At 70.0% G+C, this 19922-nt stretch carries 23 protein-coding genes and 1 pseudogene; 15 read left to right on the top strand and 9 right to left on the bottom strand.

The features are described 5' to 3' along the window. Positions 1 to 84 precede the first annotated feature (84 nt). The gene (locus ACZ41I_RS16875; RefSeq protein ID WP_399764508.1) at positions 85 to 1308 is read right to left on the bottom strand and encodes an NADP-dependent malic enzyme; all 1224 of its coding nucleotides are present in this window, start codon (positions 1306 to 1308) and stop codon (positions 85 to 87) included. A gap of 557 nt (positions 1309 to 1865) precedes the next feature. Between ACZ41I_RS16875 and ACZ41I_RS16880 the strand changes: the two genes are divergently transcribed. From ACZ41I_RS16880 to ACZ41I_RS16890, 3 genes are read left to right on the top strand one after another with little or no spacing between them, the layout of a single operon-like run. Beyond that, positions 1866 to 2816 carry an ABC transporter substrate-binding protein gene (locus ACZ41I_RS16880; protein ID WP_363214446.1) on the top strand — a complete coding sequence of 317 codons (951 nt, stop codon included), beginning with the start codon at positions 1866 to 1868 and terminating at the stop codon, positions 2814 to 2816. Positions 2817 to 2862: 46 nt separating this feature from the next. Continuing rightward, positions 2863 to 3807 (top strand): amino acid ABC transporter permease, encoded by a 945-nt coding sequence (locus ACZ41I_RS16885; protein WP_399764505.1) that lies wholly within the window; start codon positions 2863 to 2865, stop codon positions 3805 to 3807. Between the two features lie 50 nt (positions 3808 to 3857). After that, entirely contained in the window at positions 3858 to 4610 is a 753-nt protein-coding gene (locus tag ACZ41I_RS16890) for an amino acid ABC transporter ATP-binding protein (protein ID WP_363214497.1), read from the top strand. A gap of 59 nt (positions 4611 to 4669) precedes the next feature. On the opposite strand, the gene ACZ41I_RS16895 is transcribed toward ACZ41I_RS16890, so the two are convergent. After that, positions 4670 to 4912: a hypothetical protein gene (locus ACZ41I_RS16895; RefSeq protein ID WP_363214448.1), complete on the bottom strand. Its 243-nt coding sequence runs from the start codon at positions 4910 to 4912 to the stop codon at positions 4670 to 4672. A 224-nt stretch (positions 4913 to 5136) separates the two neighbouring features. Between ACZ41I_RS16895 and ACZ41I_RS16900 the strand changes: the two genes are divergently transcribed. Continuing rightward, positions 5137 to 5766: a CGNR zinc finger domain-containing protein gene (locus ACZ41I_RS16900; protein ID WP_468514476.1), complete on the top strand. Its 630-nt coding sequence runs from the start codon at positions 5137 to 5139 to the stop codon at positions 5764 to 5766. On the opposite strand, the gene sodX is transcribed toward ACZ41I_RS16900, so the two are convergent. Next, the gene (gene sodX / locus ACZ41I_RS16905; RefSeq protein ID WP_363214498.1) at positions 5670 to 6104 is read right to left on the bottom strand and encodes a nickel-type superoxide dismutase maturation protease; all 435 of its coding nucleotides are present in this window, start codon (positions 6102 to 6104) and stop codon (positions 5670 to 5672) included. The two genes, ACZ41I_RS16900 and sodX, sit on opposite strands and share 97 nt — an antisense overlap. Positions 6105 to 6249: 145 nt before the next feature. Here sodX and sodN point away from each other — a divergent pair, with 145 nt between their 5' ends. Beyond that, positions 6250 to 6645, top strand: a complete 396-nt coding sequence (gene sodN, locus ACZ41I_RS16910; RefSeq protein WP_014674929.1) for a superoxide dismutase, Ni — start codon at positions 6250 to 6252, stop codon at positions 6643 to 6645. Positions 6646 to 6759: 114 nt separating this feature from the next. On the opposite strand, the pseudogene ACZ41I_RS16915 reads toward sodN, so the two are convergent. Beyond that, positions 6760 to 7257, bottom strand: a pseudogene (locus ACZ41I_RS16915) (XRE family transcriptional regulator); the annotation flags it as partial. Between ACZ41I_RS16915 and ACZ41I_RS16920 the strand changes: the two are divergent. From ACZ41I_RS16920 to ACZ41I_RS16930, 3 genes are all read left to right on the top strand, one after another. Next, complete coding sequence (locus ACZ41I_RS16920) at positions 7181 to 7579, top strand: helix-turn-helix transcriptional regulator (RefSeq protein WP_360087466.1); 399 nt, start codon at positions 7181 to 7183, stop codon at positions 7577 to 7579. The pseudogene ACZ41I_RS16915 and the gene ACZ41I_RS16920 overlap by 77 nt on opposite strands. A 40-nt stretch (positions 7580 to 7619) precedes the next feature. Further along, positions 7620 to 8036 carry a VOC family protein gene (locus ACZ41I_RS16925; protein ID WP_023546852.1) on the top strand — a complete coding sequence of 139 codons (417 nt, stop codon included), beginning with the start codon at positions 7620 to 7622 and terminating at the stop codon, positions 8034 to 8036. 91 nt (positions 8037 to 8127) lie between these two features. Next, a complete protein-coding gene (locus ACZ41I_RS16930; RefSeq protein WP_399764494.1) occupies positions 8128 to 8892 on the top strand; it encodes a VOC family protein in 765 nt (254 codons plus the stop codon). A 60-nt stretch (positions 8893 to 8952) separates the two neighbouring features. Here ACZ41I_RS16930 and ACZ41I_RS16935 read toward each other — a convergent pair whose 3' ends face one another. The 3 genes from ACZ41I_RS16935 to ACZ41I_RS16945 all read right to left on the bottom strand — a co-directional run bounded on the left by ACZ41I_RS16935 (position 8953) and on the right by ACZ41I_RS16945 (position 12142). Beyond that, complete coding sequence (locus ACZ41I_RS16935; protein WP_468514477.1) at positions 8953 to 9285, bottom strand: DUF952 domain-containing protein; 333 nt, start codon at positions 9283 to 9285, stop codon at positions 8953 to 8955. 207 nt (positions 9286 to 9492) lie between these two features. Further along, positions 9493 to 10623, bottom strand: a complete 1131-nt coding sequence (locus ACZ41I_RS16940; RefSeq protein ID WP_468514478.1) for a family 2 encapsulin nanocompartment cargo protein polyprenyl transferase — start codon at positions 10621 to 10623, stop codon at positions 9493 to 9495. A 112-nt stretch (positions 10624 to 10735) separates the two neighbouring features. Continuing rightward, positions 10736 to 12142: a family 2B encapsulin nanocompartment shell protein gene (locus ACZ41I_RS16945; protein WP_363214453.1), complete on the bottom strand. Its 1407-nt coding sequence runs from the start codon at positions 12140 to 12142 to the stop codon at positions 10736 to 10738. A gap of 217 nt (positions 12143 to 12359) precedes the next feature. Here ACZ41I_RS16945 and ACZ41I_RS16950 point away from each other — a divergent pair, with 217 nt between their 5' ends. Further along, complete coding sequence (locus tag ACZ41I_RS16950) at positions 12360 to 12962, top strand: N-acetylmuramoyl-L-alanine amidase (RefSeq protein ID WP_363214454.1); 603 nt, start codon at positions 12360 to 12362, stop codon at positions 12960 to 12962. Between the two features lie 4 nt (positions 12963 to 12966). Beyond that, a complete protein-coding gene (locus ACZ41I_RS16955; RefSeq protein WP_468319335.1) occupies positions 12967 to 13866 on the top strand; it encodes a 1-aminocyclopropane-1-carboxylate deaminase/D-cysteine desulfhydrase in 900 nt (299 codons plus the stop codon). 9 nt (positions 13867 to 13875) lie between these two features. On the opposite strand, the gene ACZ41I_RS16960 is transcribed toward ACZ41I_RS16955, so the two are convergent. Further along, positions 13876 to 15471: a Na+/H+ antiporter gene (locus ACZ41I_RS16960; RefSeq protein ID WP_363214456.1), complete on the bottom strand. Its 1596-nt coding sequence runs from the start codon at positions 15469 to 15471 to the stop codon at positions 13876 to 13878. Positions 15472 to 15532: 61 nt separating this feature from the next. On the opposite strand from ACZ41I_RS16960, the gene ACZ41I_RS16965 reads away from it, so the two are divergent. The 3 genes from ACZ41I_RS16965 (at position 15533) to ACZ41I_RS16975 (ending at position 17630) form a co-directional block, all read left to right on the top strand. Next, a complete protein-coding gene (locus tag ACZ41I_RS16965) occupies positions 15533 to 15793 on the top strand; it encodes a UBP-type zinc finger domain-containing protein (protein ID WP_363214457.1) in 261 nt (86 codons plus the stop codon). Positions 15794 to 16104: 311 nt separating this feature from the next. Beyond that, positions 16105 to 16521, top strand: a complete 417-nt coding sequence (locus ACZ41I_RS16970; RefSeq protein WP_067055564.1) for an ATP-binding protein — start codon at positions 16105 to 16107, stop codon at positions 16519 to 16521. Positions 16522 to 16538: 17 nt separating this feature from the next. Then, on the top strand, positions 16539 to 17630 hold the full coding sequence (locus ACZ41I_RS16975; protein WP_363214458.1) for an RNA polymerase sigma factor SigF: 1092 nt from the start codon (positions 16539 to 16541) through the stop codon (positions 17628 to 17630). 1 nt (position 17631) lies between these two features. Here the strand turns inward: ACZ41I_RS16975 and ACZ41I_RS16980 are convergent, their stop codons facing one another. Continuing rightward, entirely contained in the window at positions 17632 to 18075 is a 444-nt protein-coding gene (locus ACZ41I_RS16980) for a hypothetical protein (protein ID WP_399764479.1), read from the bottom strand. 221 nt (positions 18076 to 18296) lie between these two features. On the opposite strand from ACZ41I_RS16980, the gene ACZ41I_RS16985 reads away from it, so the two are divergent. After that, entirely contained in the window at positions 18297 to 19265 is a 969-nt protein-coding gene (locus tag ACZ41I_RS16985; RefSeq protein WP_468514479.1) for a diacylglycerol/lipid kinase family protein, read from the top strand. A 331-nt stretch (positions 19266 to 19596) separates the two neighbouring features. Then, positions 19597 to 19854: a WhiB family transcriptional regulator gene (locus ACZ41I_RS16990; RefSeq protein ID WP_003992873.1), complete on the top strand. Its 258-nt coding sequence runs from the start codon at positions 19597 to 19599 to the stop codon at positions 19852 to 19854. Positions 19855 to 19922 lie beyond the last annotated feature (68 nt).

Raw genomic sequence — 19922 nt, forward strand, 5'->3', positions numbered from 1 at the left:
GGCTCCCCTCACACACCGGATTCGAGCGGGCGGGTGGGAAAGGAAATGGCCCCGCCCAATCGGACGGGGCCATTCAGCGCAATGTCAGCGACGAGCAACGCCCTCGGCACGAGCAGCCGCAGCCACCGCCGCCGTGACCGCGGGAGCAACCCGCTCGTCGAAGGGAGACGGAATCACATAGTCGGCGGCGAGGTCGTCCCCCACCACCGCGGCCAGCGCCTCAGCCGCAGCGATCTTCATCCCCTCGGTGATCCGAGTGGCCCGCACCTGCAGCGCGCCCGCGAAGATGCCCGGGAACGCCAGCACGTTGTTGATCTGGTTCGGGAAGTCCGACCGCCCGGTCGCCACGACCGCCGCGTACTTGTGCGCGACGTCCGGGTGCACCTCGGGGTTCGGGTTGGCCATCGCGAACACGAAGGCGCCCTTCGCCATGGAGGCCACGGCCTCCTCCGGGACCGTACCGCCGGAGACGCCGATGAACACGTCGGCGCCCGCGAGGGCGTCCTCCAGCGAGCCGGTGATGCCCGCCTTGTTGGTGAAGCCGGCCAGCTGACGCTTGACCGGGGTCAGGTCCTCCCGGTCGGCCGACACGACGCCCTTGCGGTCCGCCACCGCCACGTCCCCGATGCCGGCCTCGACCAGCATCTTCGCGATGGCGACACCGGCCGCGCCGGCGCCCGAGATGACGGCCCGCAGCTGCCCGATCTCACGGCCGCTCAGCCGCGCCGCGTTCCGCAGCGCCGCGAGCGTCACGACGGCCGTACCGTGCTGGTCGTCGTGGAAGACCGGGATGTCGAGGCGCTCCTGCAGCCGGCGCTCGATCTCGAAGCACCGCGGCGCCGAGATGTCCTCGAGGTTCACTCCGCCGAAGGAGGGAGCGAGCCGGACGACGGTCTCGACGATGTCGTCCACATCGGTGCAGTCGAGCGCGATCGGCACCGCGTCGACGCCGCCGAACTGCTTGAACAGGATCGCCTTGCCCTCCATCACTGGGAGGGAGGCCTGGGGACCGATGTCCCCGAGTCCGAGCACGGCCGTACCGTCGGTCACGACGGCGACCACCGAGGACTTCCATGTGTAGTCGTTGACCAGCTCCGGCTGTTCCGCGATCGCGGTGCACACGCGCGCCACACCGGGCGTGTACGCGAGGGAAAGGTCGTCCTTGTCGCGGACCGGCACGGTGGCCTGCACGGCCATCTTGCCGCCGCGGTGCAGCGCGAACACCGGATCGAAGGAATCGAGGGGCTCGGCCCCGCCGTCCTGATCCGTTGTGCTGTCGCTGCGAGGATTGACGATCTCCGCTGCCACTTTGTTTTACCCCTTAGGTATGCATGGTTTGAGGGTCGACCACTCCTGGTGAGGGGTGGGCGGGCACCGCGTACGACTCGATTGCTGATACGTACGAGCACATACGCGACGGGCGCGCCGCACACGCGCCCTGAGCCCCGGATGAGGGGTGTAAAGAACCTTCTTACCGGACGGACGGCGCCCACGACGAGTCCAATAGGCGCAAGGTCACATCTCGGAACCGGAAAGCCGCCGTGAGGTGACGCGCGGCTGACAACCGCGCCAAGCCCGCGAAGACGTCGTACGCAGGTCTGCACGCTGACCACATCGTGAGATGCGCCGAAGATTTTCCGGCCATATGGCCGGACTTCGACAGATGGTTCGGTGCTGTTGAACCAAGGATGTACCGACCTGAGGCGGTTTCGGGGGTCACCCGTTATCCGATTTTGACATAGTCAGCCCCCTGAACGGCTTAGTCCGAATGGCAAGATGCGGTAAACCCACGAGGTCGCAACACCCGAAGGTGTGTGTACTCGTCGACCCATCGGCACCTCTTCCCATCCGCCGGAGGAACCACGATGACCGCAAGCTCCACCCGTCGTACGACCGCCGCCCGCTCCCGTCTGGCAGCGGTCGGTGCGATCGCGGTCGCGGGCACCCTGCTGCTCACCGGCTGTGGTGACCAGACCAAGGACAAGAGCAAGGACTCCGGCTCCAACAGCGCTCCGCTCGCCGACAAGCTGCCCAAGGACATCAGGGACAAGGGCAAGATCGAGGTCGGTTCGGACATCAAGTACGCCCCGGTGGAGTTCAAGGACTCCTCCGGCAAGGCCGTCGGCCTGGACCCGGACCTCGCGGCGGCTCTCGGCAAGCAGCTCGGCGTGACGCTGGAGTTCCAGGACGGCACCTTCGACGGTCTGCTCACCGGCCTGCGCTCCGGCCGTTTCGACATAGCCATGTCGGCGATGACGGACAACAAGGACCGCCAGCAGGGCATCGACCCGGACACGGGCAAGAAGGTCGGCGAGGGCGTCGACTTCGTCGACTACCTGACCGCCGGTGTCTCGATCTACACCCGCAAGGGGGACACCCAGGGCATCAACGGCTGGTCGGACCTGTGCGGCAAGAAGATCGCCGTGGAGCGCAGCACCGTCTCGGAGGACTTGGCCAAGCAGGAGGCCAAGAAGTGTCCGAGCGGCAAGAAGCTCACCATCGAGCCGTTCGACGACGACCAGCAGTCCCAGACCCGGCTGCGCTCCGGCGGTGTGGACGCCGCCTCCTCCGACTTCCCGGTCGCCGCGTACGCGGTGAAGACCTCCGGCGGCGGCAAGAACTTCCAGATCGTCGGCCAGCAGGTGGAGGCGGCCCCGTACGGCATCGCCGTGGCCAAGAAGGACACGCAGCTGCGCGACGCCCTCCAGGCCGCGATGAACGCGATCATCAAGAACGGCGAGTACGCGAAGATCCTCCAGAAGTGGGGCGCCAAGGACGGCGCCGTCCAGGAGTCCGTGATCAACGGCGGCAAGTGACCCGCGGAAGCACACGAGCAGAAGCGGCCACTGAGAGGCAACACGCGTGACTGACATCCAGAAGACGGCCGGGGAGAACAGCAGCACTCCCCCGGCCGGTCCGGAGGCCATCAAGGCCATCCCGGTCCGGCACTACGGGCGATATGTTTCCGCCGTCGTCGCCATCGCGATCCTCGTCGCGATCGTCTACGCCTTCAGCCAGGGCGACATCAACTGGCACGCGGTGCCGGACTACTTCTTCGACCACCGCATCATGACCGGTGTCTACAAGACCCTCATGCTGACGGTCCTGTCGATGCTGATCGGCATCGTCGGCGGCATCGTCCTCGCGATCATGCGGCTGTCGAAGAACCCGGTGACCTCGTCGATCGCCTGGTTCTACATCTGGTTCTTCCGCGGCACCCCGGTGCTGGTCCAGCTGTTCCTGTGGTTCAACCTGGGCCTGGTCTTCCACTACATCAACCTGATGCCGTTCTACAAGGACTACTGGTCGAACTTCATGACGCCGCTGCTGACGGCGCTGCTCGGCCTGGGTCTGAACGAGGCGGCTTACATGGCCGAGATCTGCCGCGCGGGCCTGCTCGCGGTGGACGAGGGCCAGACCGAGGCGGCCCACGCGCTCGGCATGAGCCACAGCAAGACGCTGCGCCGGGTGATCATCCCGCAGGCGATGCGCGTGATCGTGCCGCCGACGGGCAACGAAGTGATCAACATGCTGAAGACGACCTCGCTGGTGGCGGCCGTCCAGTATCCCGAGCTGTTCCGCTACGCCCAGGACATCGGCCAGAACTCCGGCGCCCCGGTGGAGATGTACTTCCTCGCCGCGGCCTGGTACCTGATCATGACCTCGGTGCTGAGCGTGGGCCAGTACTACATCGAGCGCTACTACGCCCGCGGTTCCAGCCGCCAGTTGCCGCCGACGCCGTGGCAGAAGGTGAAGGCGAACATGTTCTCGCTGGGCCGTCCGAGGGGAGCGGTGGGCGCGGCATGAACGACAAGCTGAGCAAGACGCAGGACGCGCCGGCCAAGGGCACGGTCCCGATGGTCAGGGCGCAGGGCGTGCACAAGTCCTTCGGTCACGTCGAGGTACTCAAGGGCATCGACCTGGAGGTCGAGCCGGGCGAGGTGTTCTGCCTGATCGGCCCCTCCGGCTCCGGCAAGTCGACCTTCCTGCGGTGCATCAACCACCTGGAGAAGATCAACGCCGGCCGGCTGTACGTCGACGGCGAGCTGGTCGGCTACCGCCAGCAGGGCGACAAGCTGTACGAGCTGCGCGACCGCGAGGTCGCCACGAAGCGCCGGGACATCGGCATGGTCTTCCAGCGCTTCAACCTGTTCCCGCACATGACGGCGCTGGAGAACGTCATGGAGGCGCCGGTGCAGGTCAAGGGTGTGAGCAAGACGCAGGCCCGGGAGCAGGCCATGCAGCTGCTGCAGCGCGTGGGCCTGGCCGACCGGGCCGGGCACTACCCCTCGCAGCTGTCCGGCGGCCAGCAGCAGCGGGTGGCCATCGCCCGGGCCCTGGCGATGGAGCCGAAGCTGATGCTGTTCGACGAGCCGACCTCGGCCCTGGACCCGGAGCTGGTCGGCGACGTCCTCGACGTCATGCGGGATCTCGCCGAGTCCGGCATGACCATGGTCGTCGTCACCCACGAGATGGGCTTCGCCCGCGAGGTGGGCGACAGCCTGGTGTTCATGGACGAGGGCGTGGTGGTCGAATCGGGCCATCCCCGTGAGGTCCTGACGAACCCTCAGCACGAACGGACGCAGTCGTTCCTGTCGAAGGTCCTGTGATCACACATCGGTGAGGGGCGGTACGGATGTTCCGTACCGCCCCTTCCTTCGACATGACTTCAAAAACGACCCGCGAGTTCACCGGTGATGGTGCCGAGGATGCCGCCCTCTTCCTCTTCTTCTTCCTCGGCGTTCTTTCCGGCCGCCTCGCCGTGCGTACGGCCATGGACAGGCTTGGGCCGGGCGATCTGTTGCGCATGGGCGGACTTTTCCGGGGTGGACGCGGCTGCACCCGTCATGCCGATCGTGGCGAGCAGGACGGGGGTAGCGATCGCGATGGCCAGGGCCCTACGTGCAAACACGTCTTCCTCCGCATTTGGGACGATATGTCGCCGCCTAGCTACCCGGGCATCCCTTATCAAAAACGGCTCATCGAACTAACCACTCGCACGGCCCCGGCACACCCCGACACCCCGGCCACACCCTCGGCCATGTCGAATTCCCCGGTTTGCGTAATACCCTGGACACACGACCGGCTGTTACCCGACGCAGACACGACCATGAAGCGCCCCCGTAAGGACTACAAGTGGAACTGGCCTATTACTCGGATTACGCCGTCCGGCTCGTCAACACCGAGGAACCGGCCCGGGCCAAGGACTCACTGACCTCGGTCGAGGCCGTCCGCGACCTCTTCGGCGACAACTCGTCGGCGGCCCGCCGCGCCACCGACGCCGACGTCACCCGCTTCCGCTCGGTGCGGGCCCGGCTGCGCGCGGTCTTCGAGGCGGCCGACCAGGGCGACGAGACCCTGGCCGTGGACCTCCTGAACTCATTGCTGCTGGAGTTCCCGGTGTCGCCGCAGATCTCCGGCCACGACCACCGCGACGAGGACGGCCGTCCGCTGTGGCACATGCACCTGGCCGACCACCCCTCCAACGCCACCGCCGGCTACGCGGCCATCGCGTCGATGGGCCTCGCCTTCCACCTGACGGAGTACGGCGTCGACCGCCTCGGCCTGTGCGAAGCCACGCCGTGCCGCAACGCCTACCTCGACACCTCCACCAACCGCTCCCGGCGCTACTGTTCCGACCGCTGCGCGACCCGCGCCAACGTGGCCGCCTACCGGGCCCGCAAGCGCCTGGAGGCCGACCGGTCGGCCAGCAGCGGCCTGGCGGCCGAGAGCGCCCAGCGCACCAGCGTCAGCGGCGAACGCTGACCGGCCGGGAGCGGCCGGTACCTGAAGCGCGCCCTGCCCAGCACCAACTCGTCCGGTACGACTCCGTAGTCGGTGCTGTCCCCGCCCGCGTAGGGGTTGTCCCCGAGCACCCACCAGCCGCCCTCGCGCCGCTCCACGGCACGCTTGACGACGAGCAGGTCCTGCTGGAACGGGTGACGCAGGACGATGACGTCCCCCGCCCTGACCGAGGCCCCGTACTGCACCAGCAGCCGGTCCCCGTGCTGGAGCGTGGGCACCATGGACGGGCCGGTCACCTCGGCCAGCCCGAACGGCGCCACCGCCCTCCCCCGCTCGGTCTCCTGCGACAGCTCCGGCATCCCCGGCACCTCCCCGGTCCGTTCCTCCACCAGTCTCAGTCTGACCCTGGACTTTTGTCCTAAGCCCTAGGGGGCACCCGAGAAATCGCCTTCTGCAGGGAGTAATGTCGCACCTGAGAAGACGATCACGAGGAAGGAATGCTCCATGCTTTCCCGCCTGTTTGCCCCCAAGGTCAAGGTCAGCGCCCACTGCGACCTGCCCTGCGGCGTGTACGACCCTGCCCAGGCCCGCATCGAGGCGGAGTCGGTGAAGGCCGTCCAGGAGAAGATGGCCGGTAACGACGACCCCCACTTCCAGGCACGCGCCACCGTCATCAAGGAGCAGCGCGCGGAGCTCGCGAAGCACCACGTCTCCGTGCTCTGGAGCGACTACTTCAAGGCCCCGCACTTCGAGAAGTACCCGGAGCTGCACCAGCTGGTCAACGACACCCTGAAGGCCCTCTCGGCCGCCAAGGCGTCCACCGACCCGGCGACGGGCCAGAAGGCGCTGGACTACATCGCCCAGATCGACAAGATCTTCTGGGAGACCAAGAAGGCCTGATCTCCATCCACGCCTTCTGACCTGCGATTTCCTTGATTGCAGGGTCTCCCTGTCCGCACCCGGTCCCTACGGCCGCCGAGCACGGCGTCCATGAGGGACCGGGTGCGGTCTTTCAGTCTGGCCGGCCTGGAGGGTGTGCTCGGCGGCGTCGACCATCAGGGTCATCCGGCCGGAGATGACGCTGACGGTTTCCACGACTCCGGCCTGGTGGGGGTGGCTGGGGTACTCCTCGTCCGGTTCCGGCCGCCAGCGCCAGACCTCGACCGGGGCCGGACCCGAGGTCGTCAGCACGAGCCGGGCCTCGCTGCCACGTTCCCCGGTCCACAGGGGAGCGACATGGCCCGCGTCCACCACGCGGACACGGCCCCGGGACGCCCCTTGCATGAGCGCGGACACCGAGATGCCGAGGGCGTCGGCGAGCCGGACCAGGGTGGCCGGATTGGGGTTGCCCTGCGCCTTCTCCCGTGCCACCGGCCGCAGGCCACCGTCCGAAAGGAGAGAGACCGGTGTCGGTGTCCTGTGCCAAGCTGTCGGCGTGACCCTGGAGGACCTCAGACGGCTGCGGCGGGTGCGCGACCGCATGGACCGCGAGTACGCCGAGCCGCTCGACATGACCGAGCTGGCCCGCGGCGCCCACATGTCGCCGGGCCACTTCCAGCGCAGCTTCCGCAAGGCCTTCGGCGAGACGCCGTACAGCTATCTGATGACCCGCAGGATCGAGCGGGCCAAGGCGCTGCTGCGCCGCGGCGACCTCACCGTGACCGAGGTGTGCCTCGCCGTGGGGTGTACGTCGCTCGGTTCCTTCAGCTCCCGCTTCACCGAGCTGGTCGGGGAGACCCCGAGCGCCTACCGGGCCCGTGACCACGAGGAGAGCGCGGTGATCCCGTCCTGCGTGGCCCGTACGTTCACCCGCCCGCGCCGCCGGCCCTGGTGACAGGCGCGCGCCCGGATCCGGATGGGCCTAGCGTGAGCGCATGGACGTGAAACTCAAGCAGTGCTTCATCGCGGTGGACGACCACGACAAGGCGCTCGCCTTCTACCGTGACGTGCTCGGCCTGGAGGTCCGCAACGACGTGGGCTTCGAGGGCATGCGCTGGGTGACGCTGGGCTCGCCGCTGCAGCCGGACGTCGAGATCGTGCTGGAGCCGCCCGGTGCGAACCCGGACGCCTCACCCGCCGACCGGCAGGCGATGGCCGAGCTGCTCGCCAAGGGCATGCTGCGGGGTGTCATCTTCACGACCGAGGACTGCGACGCGCTGTACGAGCGGGTGCGGGAGTCCGGCGCCGATGTGCTCCAGGAGCCCACGGACCAGCCGTACGGGGTGCGCGACTGCGCCTTCCGCGACCCGGCGGGCAACCAGCTGCGCTTCCTCCAGCGGCCCGCGGAGTGAAATACCGGGAACGTGAGATACCGGGCGCGTGTAATACGACGTACGCGAAATGCCGCGGGCCGTTGGGCAGTTGGCGCCTACACTCCCCGTCATGATCATTCGCTGGACGTACGCCTTCGCGGACCGGCCCGCCGCCCGGCTGCCCGAGGCCCGCGCCTTCTGGGCCGCCGTCACCGGTACCCGGCCGTCCGAACCCCGCGGTGACCGGGGGGAGTTCCTGACCCTGCTGCCCGAGGACGACGGCGGGGCGGACGCCTGCGTGAAGCTCCAGGGTGTCATCGAGGGGGAGGGCGGCGCCCACCTCGACCTCTGCACTCAGGACGTGCGGGGGTTGACGGGAACGGCCCGTGAACTCGGCGCGGAGGTGGTGGCGGACCACGGCGGATGGGCCGTACTGCGCTCTCCTGCAGGGAAGTTGTTCTGTGCCGTGCCCTGGCACGGGGAGTCGGTGCGGCCGCCGGTGGTGGCGGGCAGTCGGCTCGACCAGGTGTGCCTCGACATCCCGCCGTCGGCGTACGCCACCGAGTCCGCCTTCTGGGCCCGCCTCACCGGCTGGGAGCGGCAGACCGGGTCACGACCGGAGTTCGAGGTGCTGAAGCCGCCGGCGCAGCTGCCCGTCCGGATCCTTCTCCAACGGCTCGACGAGGAACGTCCCGTCTCCGCCCATCTCGACCTCGCCTGCGCGGACATCGCCGCCGTCCGCGCCCGGCACGAGGGGTACGGGGCGGTCCGGGTGGGCGGGGGCCCGCACTGGACGGTGATGCGCGATCCGGCGGGCGGCACCTACTGCCTGACCGGCCGGGACCCGGAGACCGGCGGCCTGCCCGGCGCCGCTCGGCGCCCGGAGGACGCGTAGGGGCACACCAGGGTCACCGCGCACCGCCACCGGCGCCCGCGGCGCGCGCCCCCTCGTCGGTCACTTCCAGGGCTCCACGTCCACCACGGCGCCGGCCGGCACGGGCCCGTACACATGGGGGAACTCCTCGCCGCCGGGCTCCAGGGCCTCGTACTTCACCGGCGCGCCGACCAGGGCCGGGTCCACGACCAGCACGACCAGCTCGTCCGGGCCGTCATAGTCGCCGTAGAGGAACGCGGCGATACGCGAGAGCTGCTCGCGGGTGGAGAAGTGGATGAAGCCCTCCTCCTGGAGGGTGCGGCCACGGGTGGACACCTCATAGGAGCCGCGCTCGCGCGCCGTCTCCCAGAGGGAGCGTTCGGTGATGTGGAAAATACGGGGCAGTTTCGGCATGCGCCCACGGTACGGCGCCGGCTGAGGGCTCAGCGGTGTACCGGCGGCGGGCTCAGCGGTGTTTCCGCGCGTGCGCATGCGGCGGGCCCCGCACGCCGTGGGGATGTGCGGGGCCCGCCCGGCCGGAATCCCGGGGGCCGTGCGAGGTCAGGAGTCGCACGGGCCCGGGACTCCGGGGCTTCTCCCGGCTGCCGGTGCCGGCAGCACTCAGCTGCTGCGCCGGGTCACGAACTCGGCGAGCGCCAGCAGACCGCCCGCCGCCTCGGGGGCGGGGATCGCTCGGGACAGCTCGTGCACGGCACGGGCCATCCGGTCGGCCGCCTCGGCCTGCGCCCAGTCCCGGCCGCCCGCCCGCTCCACGGCCAGGGCCGTGCGCGCGATGCCCTCGGCGTCACCGGAGACATACGGCTTGCCGTACAGCTCGGCCAGTTCGGCCGCCGCCTCGGTGCCGGTCGAAAGGGCCGCCACCACGGGCAGCGACTTCTTGCGGGCCGCGAGATCCGCGCCGGCCGGCTTGCCGGTGCGCCGCGGGTCGCCCCATATGCCGATGACGTCGTCGATCAGCTGGAAGGCGAGCCCCGCCTGGCGGCCGAAGCCGTCCAGTGCCGCCACGTCCTCGTCGCCGGCACCCGCGTACAGCGCGCCGAGGGCGCAGGCGCAGCCCAGCAGCGCGCCGGTCTTGGCCTCGGCCATGGCGAGCACCTCGTCGAGGGTGACCTCGTCCGGGGCGCGGCGCACCAGGTCCGTGTCGGTGTGCTGGCCGGCGCACAGCTCCAGGACACAGTCCGCGAGCCGGGCCGCGGCCGGTCCCGAGGCCGGGTGCGGGTCCTCGGCGAGCAGCCGCAGGGCCAGTGCCTGGAGGGCGTCGCCCGCGAGGATCGCGTCGGCGTCACCGAACACCGTCCAGGCCGTGGGCCGGTGCCGGCGGGAGGTGTCCCGGTCCATCACGTCGTCGTGCAGCAGCGTGAAGTTGTGGACCAGTTCGACCGCCACCGCCGCCCGGACCGCCGCCGCCCGGGCCGCCGGCCCGCCGAGGGCCGCGGCCGACGCCAGGACGAGCGCGGGCCTTATCGCCTTGCCGGCCTTGCCCGTTGCCGGGGTGCCGTCCGCGTGCTGCCAGCCGAAGTGGTAGAACGCGATCCGGCGCATGGCGCCGGGCAGCGACTCCAGGGCCGCGCGCAGCTCCGGGTCGACGACGGCCCGGGTGCACTCCAGCAGGACCGCCGCCTCCTGTCCGTCGAACGGACCGGCGTCGGTCCTCCCCCTCCGTTCCCCCGCCGTGCCGGGGTGCGGCACGACGGGGGAACGCTGTTCTGTCTCCGTCATGAACTCGGCCATGTCTCCCCCTCGCCAGGTCCGCGGACGCCGGCGTCGCCGGCCCGGCCGGACGCATGTTCCGAGGGTCTACCCGCCGCGGCGGGCGGGGACACGGCCGCGAAGTGCGGAAACGTCACCTCCAGCGGCCGATCTCGACGTTCTCCAGCACACCGAGCGCGTCGGGCACCAGCACGGCGGCCGAGTAGTAGGCCGTCACCAGGTACTTGATGATGGCCTGTTCGTTGATGCCCATGAAGCGGACCGACAGGCTCGGCTCGATCTCGTCCGGGATGCCCGACTGGCGCAGACCGACGACGCCCTGGTCCTGCTCACCGGTACGCATCGCGATGATCGAGGTCGTGCGCTCCGGAGTGACCGGGATCTTGTTGCACGGGTAGATCGGCACCCCGCGCCAGGTGGGGATGCGGTTGCCTCCGATCTCGACGGTCTCCGGGACCAGGCCGCGCTTGTTCAGCTCGCGTCCGAACGCGGCGATCGCGCGCGGATGGGCCAGGAACAGCTTGGTGCTGCGCCGGCGGCTGAGCAGCTCGTCCATGTCGTCCGGGCTGGGCACGCCGTCGTGCGGCTGGATCCGCTGGTCGTACTCGCAGTTGTGGAGCAGGCCGAAGTCGCGGTTGTTGATCAGCTCGTGCTCCTGGCGCTCCTTGAGCGCCTCGACCGTGAGCCGCAGCTGCTGCTCGGTCTGGTTCATCGGCTGGTTGTACAGGTCGGCCACGCGTGTGTGGATGCGCAGCACGGTCTGGGCGATGCTCAGTTCGTACTCGCGGGGCCGTGCCTCGTAGTCCACGAAGGTGTGCGGGATGTCGGGCTCGCCTGAGTGACCGGCCGCCAGCTCGACCTCCTTCTCGCCGTACTTGTTGGTCCGCTGCTCCGGGACGGAGCGCAGCTGCTCCAGGTGGGCACGCAGGGTGTCGGAGCGCTCGGCGATCTGCTGGAAGTCCTGGCGGCTGAGGATCAGCACCGTGGTCGCGGTGTCCGCGCGGACGGTGTACTCCCAGATGGCGTCCGGGTCCAGCAGCGCCTGCTCCCCGAAGTAGGCGCCGTCGGCGAGGACCCCGAGGACGGCGTCGTCGCCGTAGGGGCCGGTGCCGATCTTCTCGACCCTGCCGTGCGCCAGCAGGTACACCTCGCCCGTCTGGTTGCCGAAGTCGGCGATCACCTCACCGGCCGCGAAGTCGCGTTGGCGGCAGCGCCGGGCCAGCTCCGTCAGCACCTCCTCGTCCTCGTAGGAACGCAGGGCCGGCAGTTCGCCGAGCTCGGCCGGGATGACCTCGACCTGGTCGCCGGTCTTCACGAAGGTGATGCGGCCGTCGCCGACGGAGTATGTCAGTCGCCTGTTGACGCGGTACGTGCCGCCCTGGACGTCGACCCACGGGAGTGTGCGCAGCAGCCAGCGGGAGCTGATCTCCTGCATCTGCGGGACGGACTTGGTGGTGGTGGCCAGGTTCCGCGCGGCCGCCGTCCCGAGGGACTGCTGCGGCTTGCTCTGATCCGTGCGGACCTCTTCGCCTACCGACATAGAGAATTGCCTCCCAGGTATTCCCGGTGCCGAATCGCGCAGGCACCGGTCTCGCAACCGAGCCTTCCATCACTGTCAGTGGCCGCGCCATTACCCGAAAGAGCGGGAATGGATCATCGGATTACTGGGCACGAAGAGGGATCTCGTCGTGGTCCGGGGTCCGGTTTCGGTAGCGTCCGGCGACCGGAACGGACCGGCACGGAACGAAGGAGGCGGCATGGCCCCACCCATGTCCGCGAGCGGGTTTCTGGACGCTCTGCGAGCGGAGGGCGTCACCGTCGTCGAGGTCGGCGACTGGCAGAACCACAACCGCAATCACAAGGGCCCGTGGGGGCCCGTCCACGGCGTGATGATCCACCACACGGTGACCCGCGGCAGCGCGCACACGGTGCAGATGTGCAGGGACGGCCGTCCGGCGCTGCCGGGCCCGCTGTGCCACGGCGTGATCACCAAGGACGGCAGGGTCCATCTGGTCGGCTACGGCCGCGCCAACCACGCCGGCCTCGGTGACGACGACGTGCTGCGCGCGGTGATCGCCGAGGAGGGGCTGCCGCCGGACAACGAGGCGAACACCGACGGCAACCGGCACTTCTACGGCTTCGAGTGCGAGAACCTGGGCGACGGGGAGGACCCCTGGCCGCAGGTCCAGCTGGACGCGGTCACCCGGGCGGCGGCTGCGGTGTGCCGCCGGCACGGGTGGACCGAGAGCTCGGTGATCGGCCACCTGGAGTGGCAGCCGGGGAAGGTGGATCCGAGGGGTTTCGGGATGGGGTGGCTGCGGGAGCGGGTGGCCGAGCGGTTGGAGGGGTGGCGACAATGAGGCAGTGACCAGCACCGACCCGCTCACCCCGCGCCTGCCCTCCCCTCTTCAGGAGGTCAGGGACGAGCGCTTCGGCCGTCACGGACTCCAGCTGCTCCTGAAGCGCGACGACCTGATCCACCCCGACCTCATCGGCAACAAGTGGCGCAAGCTCGTGCCGAACGTGGAGGCGGCCCGAGGCCGCCCCCTGGTCACCTTCGGCGGTGCCTACTCCAACCACCTGCGCGCCACCGCCGCCGCGGGCCGCCTCCTCGGTCTGCCGACCACCGGCGTGGTCCGCGGCGAGGAGCTGGCCGGCCGTCCGCTCAACCCTTCCCTGGCCCGGTGTGCGGCGGACGGCATGCGCCTGCACTTCGTCGGCAGGTCGGCGTACCGCCGCAAGACGGAGCCGGAGACCCTGGCCGCGATCCTGCGCGCGGCCGGCGCCGAGGAGGCGTACGTCGTCCCCGAAGGCGGCAGCAACAGCGCGGCCGTACACGGCTGCCGGGCCCTCGGCGGGGAACTGCGCGGGCACGCCGACGTCGTGGCGGTCGCCTGCGGCACCGGTGGCACCCTCGCGGGGCTCGCGGCCGGGCTGGCGGCCGGACAGCGCGCGCTCGGCATACCGGTCCTCAAGGGCGGCTTCCTGGAAGGCGACGTAAGGAGTCTGCAGGAACGTGCCTTCGGCGCCCGTACCGGCTCCTGGTCGCTCGACGAGCGTTTCCACTTCGGCGGTTACGCCCGTACGACACCCGGCCTGCACGCTTTCGCGGAAGACTTCGAGGACCGCCATGGGCTGCCCGTCGAACGTCTCTATGTCGCCAAGTTGCTCTACGGACTTGTCTCCCTCGCCGGGGAGGGCGCCTTCGCGCGCGGGACGACGATCGCCGCCGTCGTCACCGGGCGGCCGTTCCCGGAGGGCTAGGGACACCCACTAGGCCGCCTCCCGGTAGGCCGCCGCCTCCTCCAGGTCCAGGCGTCTGAGCAGCGCGCGCAGCATCTCGTCGTCGATGTAGCGGTTGTCCCGGAGCTTGACGAAGACCTCGCGTTCGGCGCTGATCATCTCGCGGGAGAGCCGGCGGTAGGTGTCGTCCACGGTCTCGCCGGTGACCGGGTTGGTCTGGCCGAGACGCTCCCAGACCGCGTTGCGACGGCGCTCCAGGACCGTGCGCAGGCGGTCGGCGAGCGGCGGGGGCAGGGCGTTGCGCTCGTCGGAGAGGAGGTCGTCCAGGCGGCTCTCGGCGGCCCGGGAGGCCTGTGCCTGGGCGTTGGCCTCGGCGAGCGTCTCGGCCTGCCGGTCGCGCCCGGGGAACCGCATCAGGCGGATCAGCGGCGCGAGGGTCAGGCCCTGCACCACGAGGGTGCCGATGACGGTGGTGAAGGTCAGGAACAGGATCAGGTTCCGCTGCGGGAAGGGGGCGCCGCCGTGCACCGTGAGCGGGATCGAGAACGCGATGGCCAGGGACACCACACCGCGCATGGCGGCCCACCCCGTCACGACCGGCCCGCGCCAGGTGGGGTCGTCCTCGCGCTCCCTGATGCGGCGGAAGAGCCGGCGGGGCAGGAAGGTCGCCGGAAACACCCAGACGAACCGGGCCGCTACGACCACGAGGAAGACCGCGATCGCGTACCAGGCCGCATCCGCGCCCCGGTAGGCGCCCAGCCCCTTCAGGACGGTCGGCAACTGCAGGCCGATCAGCGCGAACACCGCCGATTCCAGCACGAAGGCGACCATCCGCCACACCGCGTCCTCCTGGAGCCGGGTGGCGAAGTCGACCTCCCACGCGCGGTGTCCGAGGTAGACCGCGACCACCACGACCGCGAGGACTCCGGAGCCGTGGAACTGCTCGGCCACGCCATAGGCGACGAACGGGATCAGCAGGGAGAGGGTGTTCTGCAGCAGCGCCTCCTTCAGGTGGGTGCGCAGCCAGTGGATCGGCACCATGAGCACCAGTCCGACGACGACACCGCCGACGGCGGCCCGCAGGAACTCGCCGACACCGCCCGCCCAGGTGGCGCCCTCGCCGACGGCCGCGGCGAGGGCCACCTTGTACGCGGTGATCGCGGTGGCGTCGTTGAGCAGGGACTCGCCCTGCAGGATGGTGGTGATCCTGGACGGCAGGCCGACCCGGCGTGCGATCGCCGCGGCCGCGACCGCGTCCGTCGGTGCGACCACCGCGCCCAGGACCAGCGCGGCGGGCAGCGGCAGCCCGGGGACGACGAGGTAGGCGACCCAGCCGACGACGAAGGTCGCGAACAGCACGTACCCGATCGACAGCAGCCCCACGGGCCGCATCTGCGCGCGCAGATCGAGGTACGAGCTCTCCGTGCCCTCCTTGTACAGCAGCGGGGGCAGCACCAGGGGCAGGACGATCTCCGGATCCAGCGTGTAGTGCGGGACGCCGGGGGCGTACGAGACCACCAGGCCCACGGCGACCAGCAGCAGCGGGGCCGGCACGGGGGTGCGCCGGGCGGCCCCCGCGACCGCCGCACTGCCCGCCACCAGCAACAGCAGCGGCATCACGTCCATGATCCTCGCCCACCCTCGTTGTCCGCGCGGCCACCCGCACACCCGTCGTAATCTGGCAATCATGAAACAGTGCACGCACACCGACGCGCTGCCGCACCCGGAGCCGGATCCGCTCGACGCCACCTGCCCGGAGTGCCTGCGGGACGGCACGCACCCCGTCCAGCTGCGGCTGTGTCTCAGCTGCGGACACGTCGGCTGCTGCGACTCCTCGCCGGGAAGGCACGCCACGCAGCACCACGAGACGACCGGTCACCCGGTCATGCGGTCCTTCGAGCCGGGCGAGGAGTGGCGGTGGTGCTTCGTGGACCATGTACTGGCCTGAGCAGGCCGTCGCGTGATCACATTCCCGCCTGACCCCGTTCTCGTGTGACACTGCATGCGGCGACGACCGCACGACGGTTCGAGCGTGTGACGTCTGGGTACGTCAACCCGGCGCGCCCACTTCCCATTTGGGCCCGCAAACCCTCTAGACACGGAGCGTATACACAGCTTTACTGTGAGTGACGCCAAGGGGGTTGGGGGTCCCGGGACAGGAACGTTCGGAGCGCGATAGCGTCACCGCGGAACCACGTACGCGTTACCCCGGGGGGCAACCCTCGGCCCCGTAAAGCTTGTACCACCATGGAGGTGAGGGTGTCCCAGATCGCAGGCGAGCCCGCGGCGAATCAGGACTTCGTGGAAGTCCGGCTGCCGGCTGCGGGTGCCTACCTGTCGGTGCTGCGGACGGCCACGGCCGGTCTGGCGGCCCGCTTGGACTTCACCCTGGACGAGATCGAGGATCTGCGGATCGCCGTGGACGAGGCCTGCGCGATCCTGCTCCAACAGGCGGTGCCCGGCTCCGTGCTCAGCTGTGTCTTCCGGCTCGTCGACGACTCGCTGGAGGTCACGGTCGCGGCGCCGACCACGGACGGTCACGCCCCCTCGCGGGACACCTTCGCCTGGACCGTGCTGTCGGCCCTCGCGGGCAAGGTCTCGTCCGCCGTCGACGAGGACAAGACCGTGTCGATCAGCCTCTACAAACAGCGCGGCGCAGGTCCTGGGCCGGCGTGAGGAACGGGGACGGTCCGGTGCGTGACGAAGAGCGCGGCACACGGGAGCTGCCGGTCGGGGACGGGGGTGCCCCCTGGCCGAGGACGGCCGAGACGCCCGGGGAGGGCCCCGGGGACGGTTCCCGGCGCATGGCGGACGGCATCGACGGCATCCCCGAGCAGGCCAGACCGCACCCGGAGGACGACTCCGCGCGGGCCGGCGGTGACGGTTCCGTTGAGGGCGCCCCCGCGGTGGGACCCCGCGCGGCGGCCAGGGCTCGGGGAAGGGCTACGGGCGGGACGATGAGCGAGCACGAGCGGAACGCCGAGGACGACGCGCCGGGCGCGGAGGCCGTGCAGGCAGCACAGCACGGCCCCCAGGACCGCAGCGGGGCGCGGGCGATGTTCGTGGAGCTGCGCACGCTGAACGCGGGCAGTCCGGAGTACGCCGAGCTGCGCAATCAGCTGGTCCGTATGCACCTGCCGCTCGTGGAGCACCTGGCACGCCGGTTCCGCAACCGCGGCGAGCCGCTGGACGACCTCACCCAGGTCGCCACGATCGGTCTGATCAAGTCCGTCGACCGGTTCGACCCGGAGCGCGGCGTGGAGTTCTCCACGTACGCCACCCCGACGGTCGTCGGCGAGATCAAGCGGCACTTCCGCGACAAGGGCTGGGCGGTCCGGGTGCCGCGCCGGCTGCAGGAGCTGCGGCTCTCGCTGACCACGGCGACGGCCGAGCTGTCCCAGCTGCACGGCCGCTCCCCCACCGTGCACGAGCTGGCCGAGAAGCTCGCGATCTCCGAGGAGGAGGTCCTGGAGGGCCTGGAGTCCGCCAACGCGTACTCCACGCTGTCCCTGGACGTCCCCGACACCGACGACGAGTCCCCCGCGGTCGCCGACACCCTCGGCGCGGAGGACGAGGCGCTGGAGGGCGTGGAGTACCGGGAGTCGCTGAAGCCGCTGCTGGAGGATCTGCCGCCGCGGGAGAAGCGGATCCTGCTGCTGCGCTTCTTCGGGAACATGACCCAGTCGCAGATCGCGCAGGAGGTCGGCATCTCCCAGATGCACGTCTCCCGGCTGCTGGCCCGCACACTGGCGCAGCTGCGGGAGAAGCTGCTCGTCGAGGAGTGATCTACTCGGCGCGGCCCGGTCCCTTGATGCCGAGGGCCCGGGTCGTCTCGCCGTTGACGAGCAGCACCAGCGCCGCCACGGCGACGGCCGTGAGGGCGATACCGGCCGGGATGGCCACGCTGTCGGCATGGATCAGGTTGTACGCGATCGGCAGCGCCATGAGCTGGGTGATCACCGCGGGGCCGCGGCTCCAGCTGCGCCGCAGCAGCAGTCCGCGCGCGGCGAGCAGCGGCAGCAGCGCGAGCACGACCAGGGTGATCCCCAGGGTCACGGCCTGCTGCCGGTCGTCCGGGGAGCCGGTGAGTCCCAGCACGAGCACCCACAGACCGCCGACCGCGAGGGCGACGCCCTCCAGCCCGGCCAGCACGGCGGCGTACGTCAGCCGACGGGGGCGCGGACCGGCGGCTTCGGCGGTGGTCTGGGCGGGACTCTGCTCACTGCTCACCCCAGCAGGGTAACGGTGGGCGGTGGGGGCGCCCCGAAAGGGGCGCGGGGCCGTCTCGATGTGCGGCTCCGCCGTGGGCGCGATCGGCCACCGAGGACCCGCGCCCGGCAGCGGAGCCGCACCCCGCGGCCCGGCCCCGTGTCCACTGTCACGCCCCCACCTCTTACCGGATCCCTACCTCGCTCTACGCCCAGTACCCCCCAGTAGGTACGCTGCCCTCCATGCGTGCACTTCTCGTGGTCAATCCGGCGGCAACCACCACAAGCGCACGCAGGCGCGACGTCCTGATCCACGCGCTGGCGAGCGAGATGAAGCTGGAGGCGGTCACCACCGAGTACCGCGGCCACGCGCGCGACCTCGGCCGGCAGGCGGCGGACAGTGACGACATCGACCTCGTGGTGGCCCTCGGCGGCGACGGCACGGTCAACGAGGTCGTCAACGGCCTCCTGCACGCCGGCCCCGACCCCGAGCGCCTGCCCGGTCTCGCCGTCGTCCCCGGCGGCTCCACCAATGTCTTCGCCCGCGCCCTGGGCCTGCCCAACGACCCCGTCGAGGCCACCGGCGCCCTGCTGGACGCCCTGCGGGAGGGCAGCGAGCGCGTCGTCGGGCTCGGGCTGACCTCGGGCACGCCCGGCACCGAGGACGAGGCGGTCCCGGACCGCTGGTTCACCTTCAATGCCGGCCTCGGTTTCGACGCGGGCGTGGTCGGCCGGGTCGAGCAGCAGCGCGAGCGGGGCAAGAAGTCGACGCACGCGCTGTACGTACGGCAGGTGATCCGGCAGTTCCTGGGCGAGCCGAACCGGCGGCACGGCTCCATCACGCTGGAGCAGCCCGGCGAGGACCCGGTCGGTGATCTTGTGGTCGCCATAGTCTCGAACACGTCCCCGTGGACGTATCTCGGCAATCGCCCCATGTACACGTCACCTAAAGCCTCGTTCGACACCGGCATCGACGTGCTCGGTCTCAGCCGTCTGTCGACGGCCTCGGTTGCCCGGTATGGCACCCAGTTGCTCACTTCGTCCCCCGAGCGCGGCCCCCATGGCAAGCACGTGCTCTCCCTGCATGATCTGGACCGGTTCACCTTGCATTCGAAGGTGCCTCTCCCCCTGCAGATGGACGGTGACCACCTGGGGCTGCGTACGAGCGTGACGTTCACAGGCGTACGCCGTGCACTGCGTGTGATTGTGTGAGCGGAAGACGCAAAAGTCCTTTCACTCGAACGTTTAGGCCAGGATCCACCCCATGGAAGTACGGCTGTGACCTAGTCGACACCGAGGAATCAAAAAAAACTTTCCGGAAGGGGTTGTATCCGCCGCTGAGGTTTGCGAGTCTCTACGTGGCGATCGGGACGGCCCGCAACACCGGCCTCCACTGATCACCGGAACCCCTCTTCAAACCAAGGACCACGCCGGGGAAGACTCGGCGGTCGGCCCTTCACTTGTTGAGGGATTCGTGAAAGCGTTCACATTCACAAGCAACCTGCACGTAATACGTTCAGAGAACCTAGGAGAGGTAGCAGCCATGGACTGGCGTCACAACGCCGTTTGCCGCGAGGAAGACCCCGAGCTCTTCTTCCCCATCGGCAACACCGGTCCTGCGCTGCTGCAGATCGAGGAAGCCAAGGCCGTCTGCCGTCGCTGCCCGGTGATCGAGCAGTGTCTGCAGTGGGCGCTCGAGTCCGGCCAGGACTCCGGCGTCTGGGGTGGTCTCAGCGAGGACGAGCGCCGCGCCATGAAGCGCCGCGCCGCCCGCAACCGGGCCCGTCAGGCCTCCGCCTGACACACCCACCCCTGCTGACAGCCTGAGCTTGGCGGCGCGTGCAGCACGCACGCATCTCCCGCCCCCGA

It is taken from the genome of Streptomyces sp. NPDC030799 (assembly GCF_055572255.1).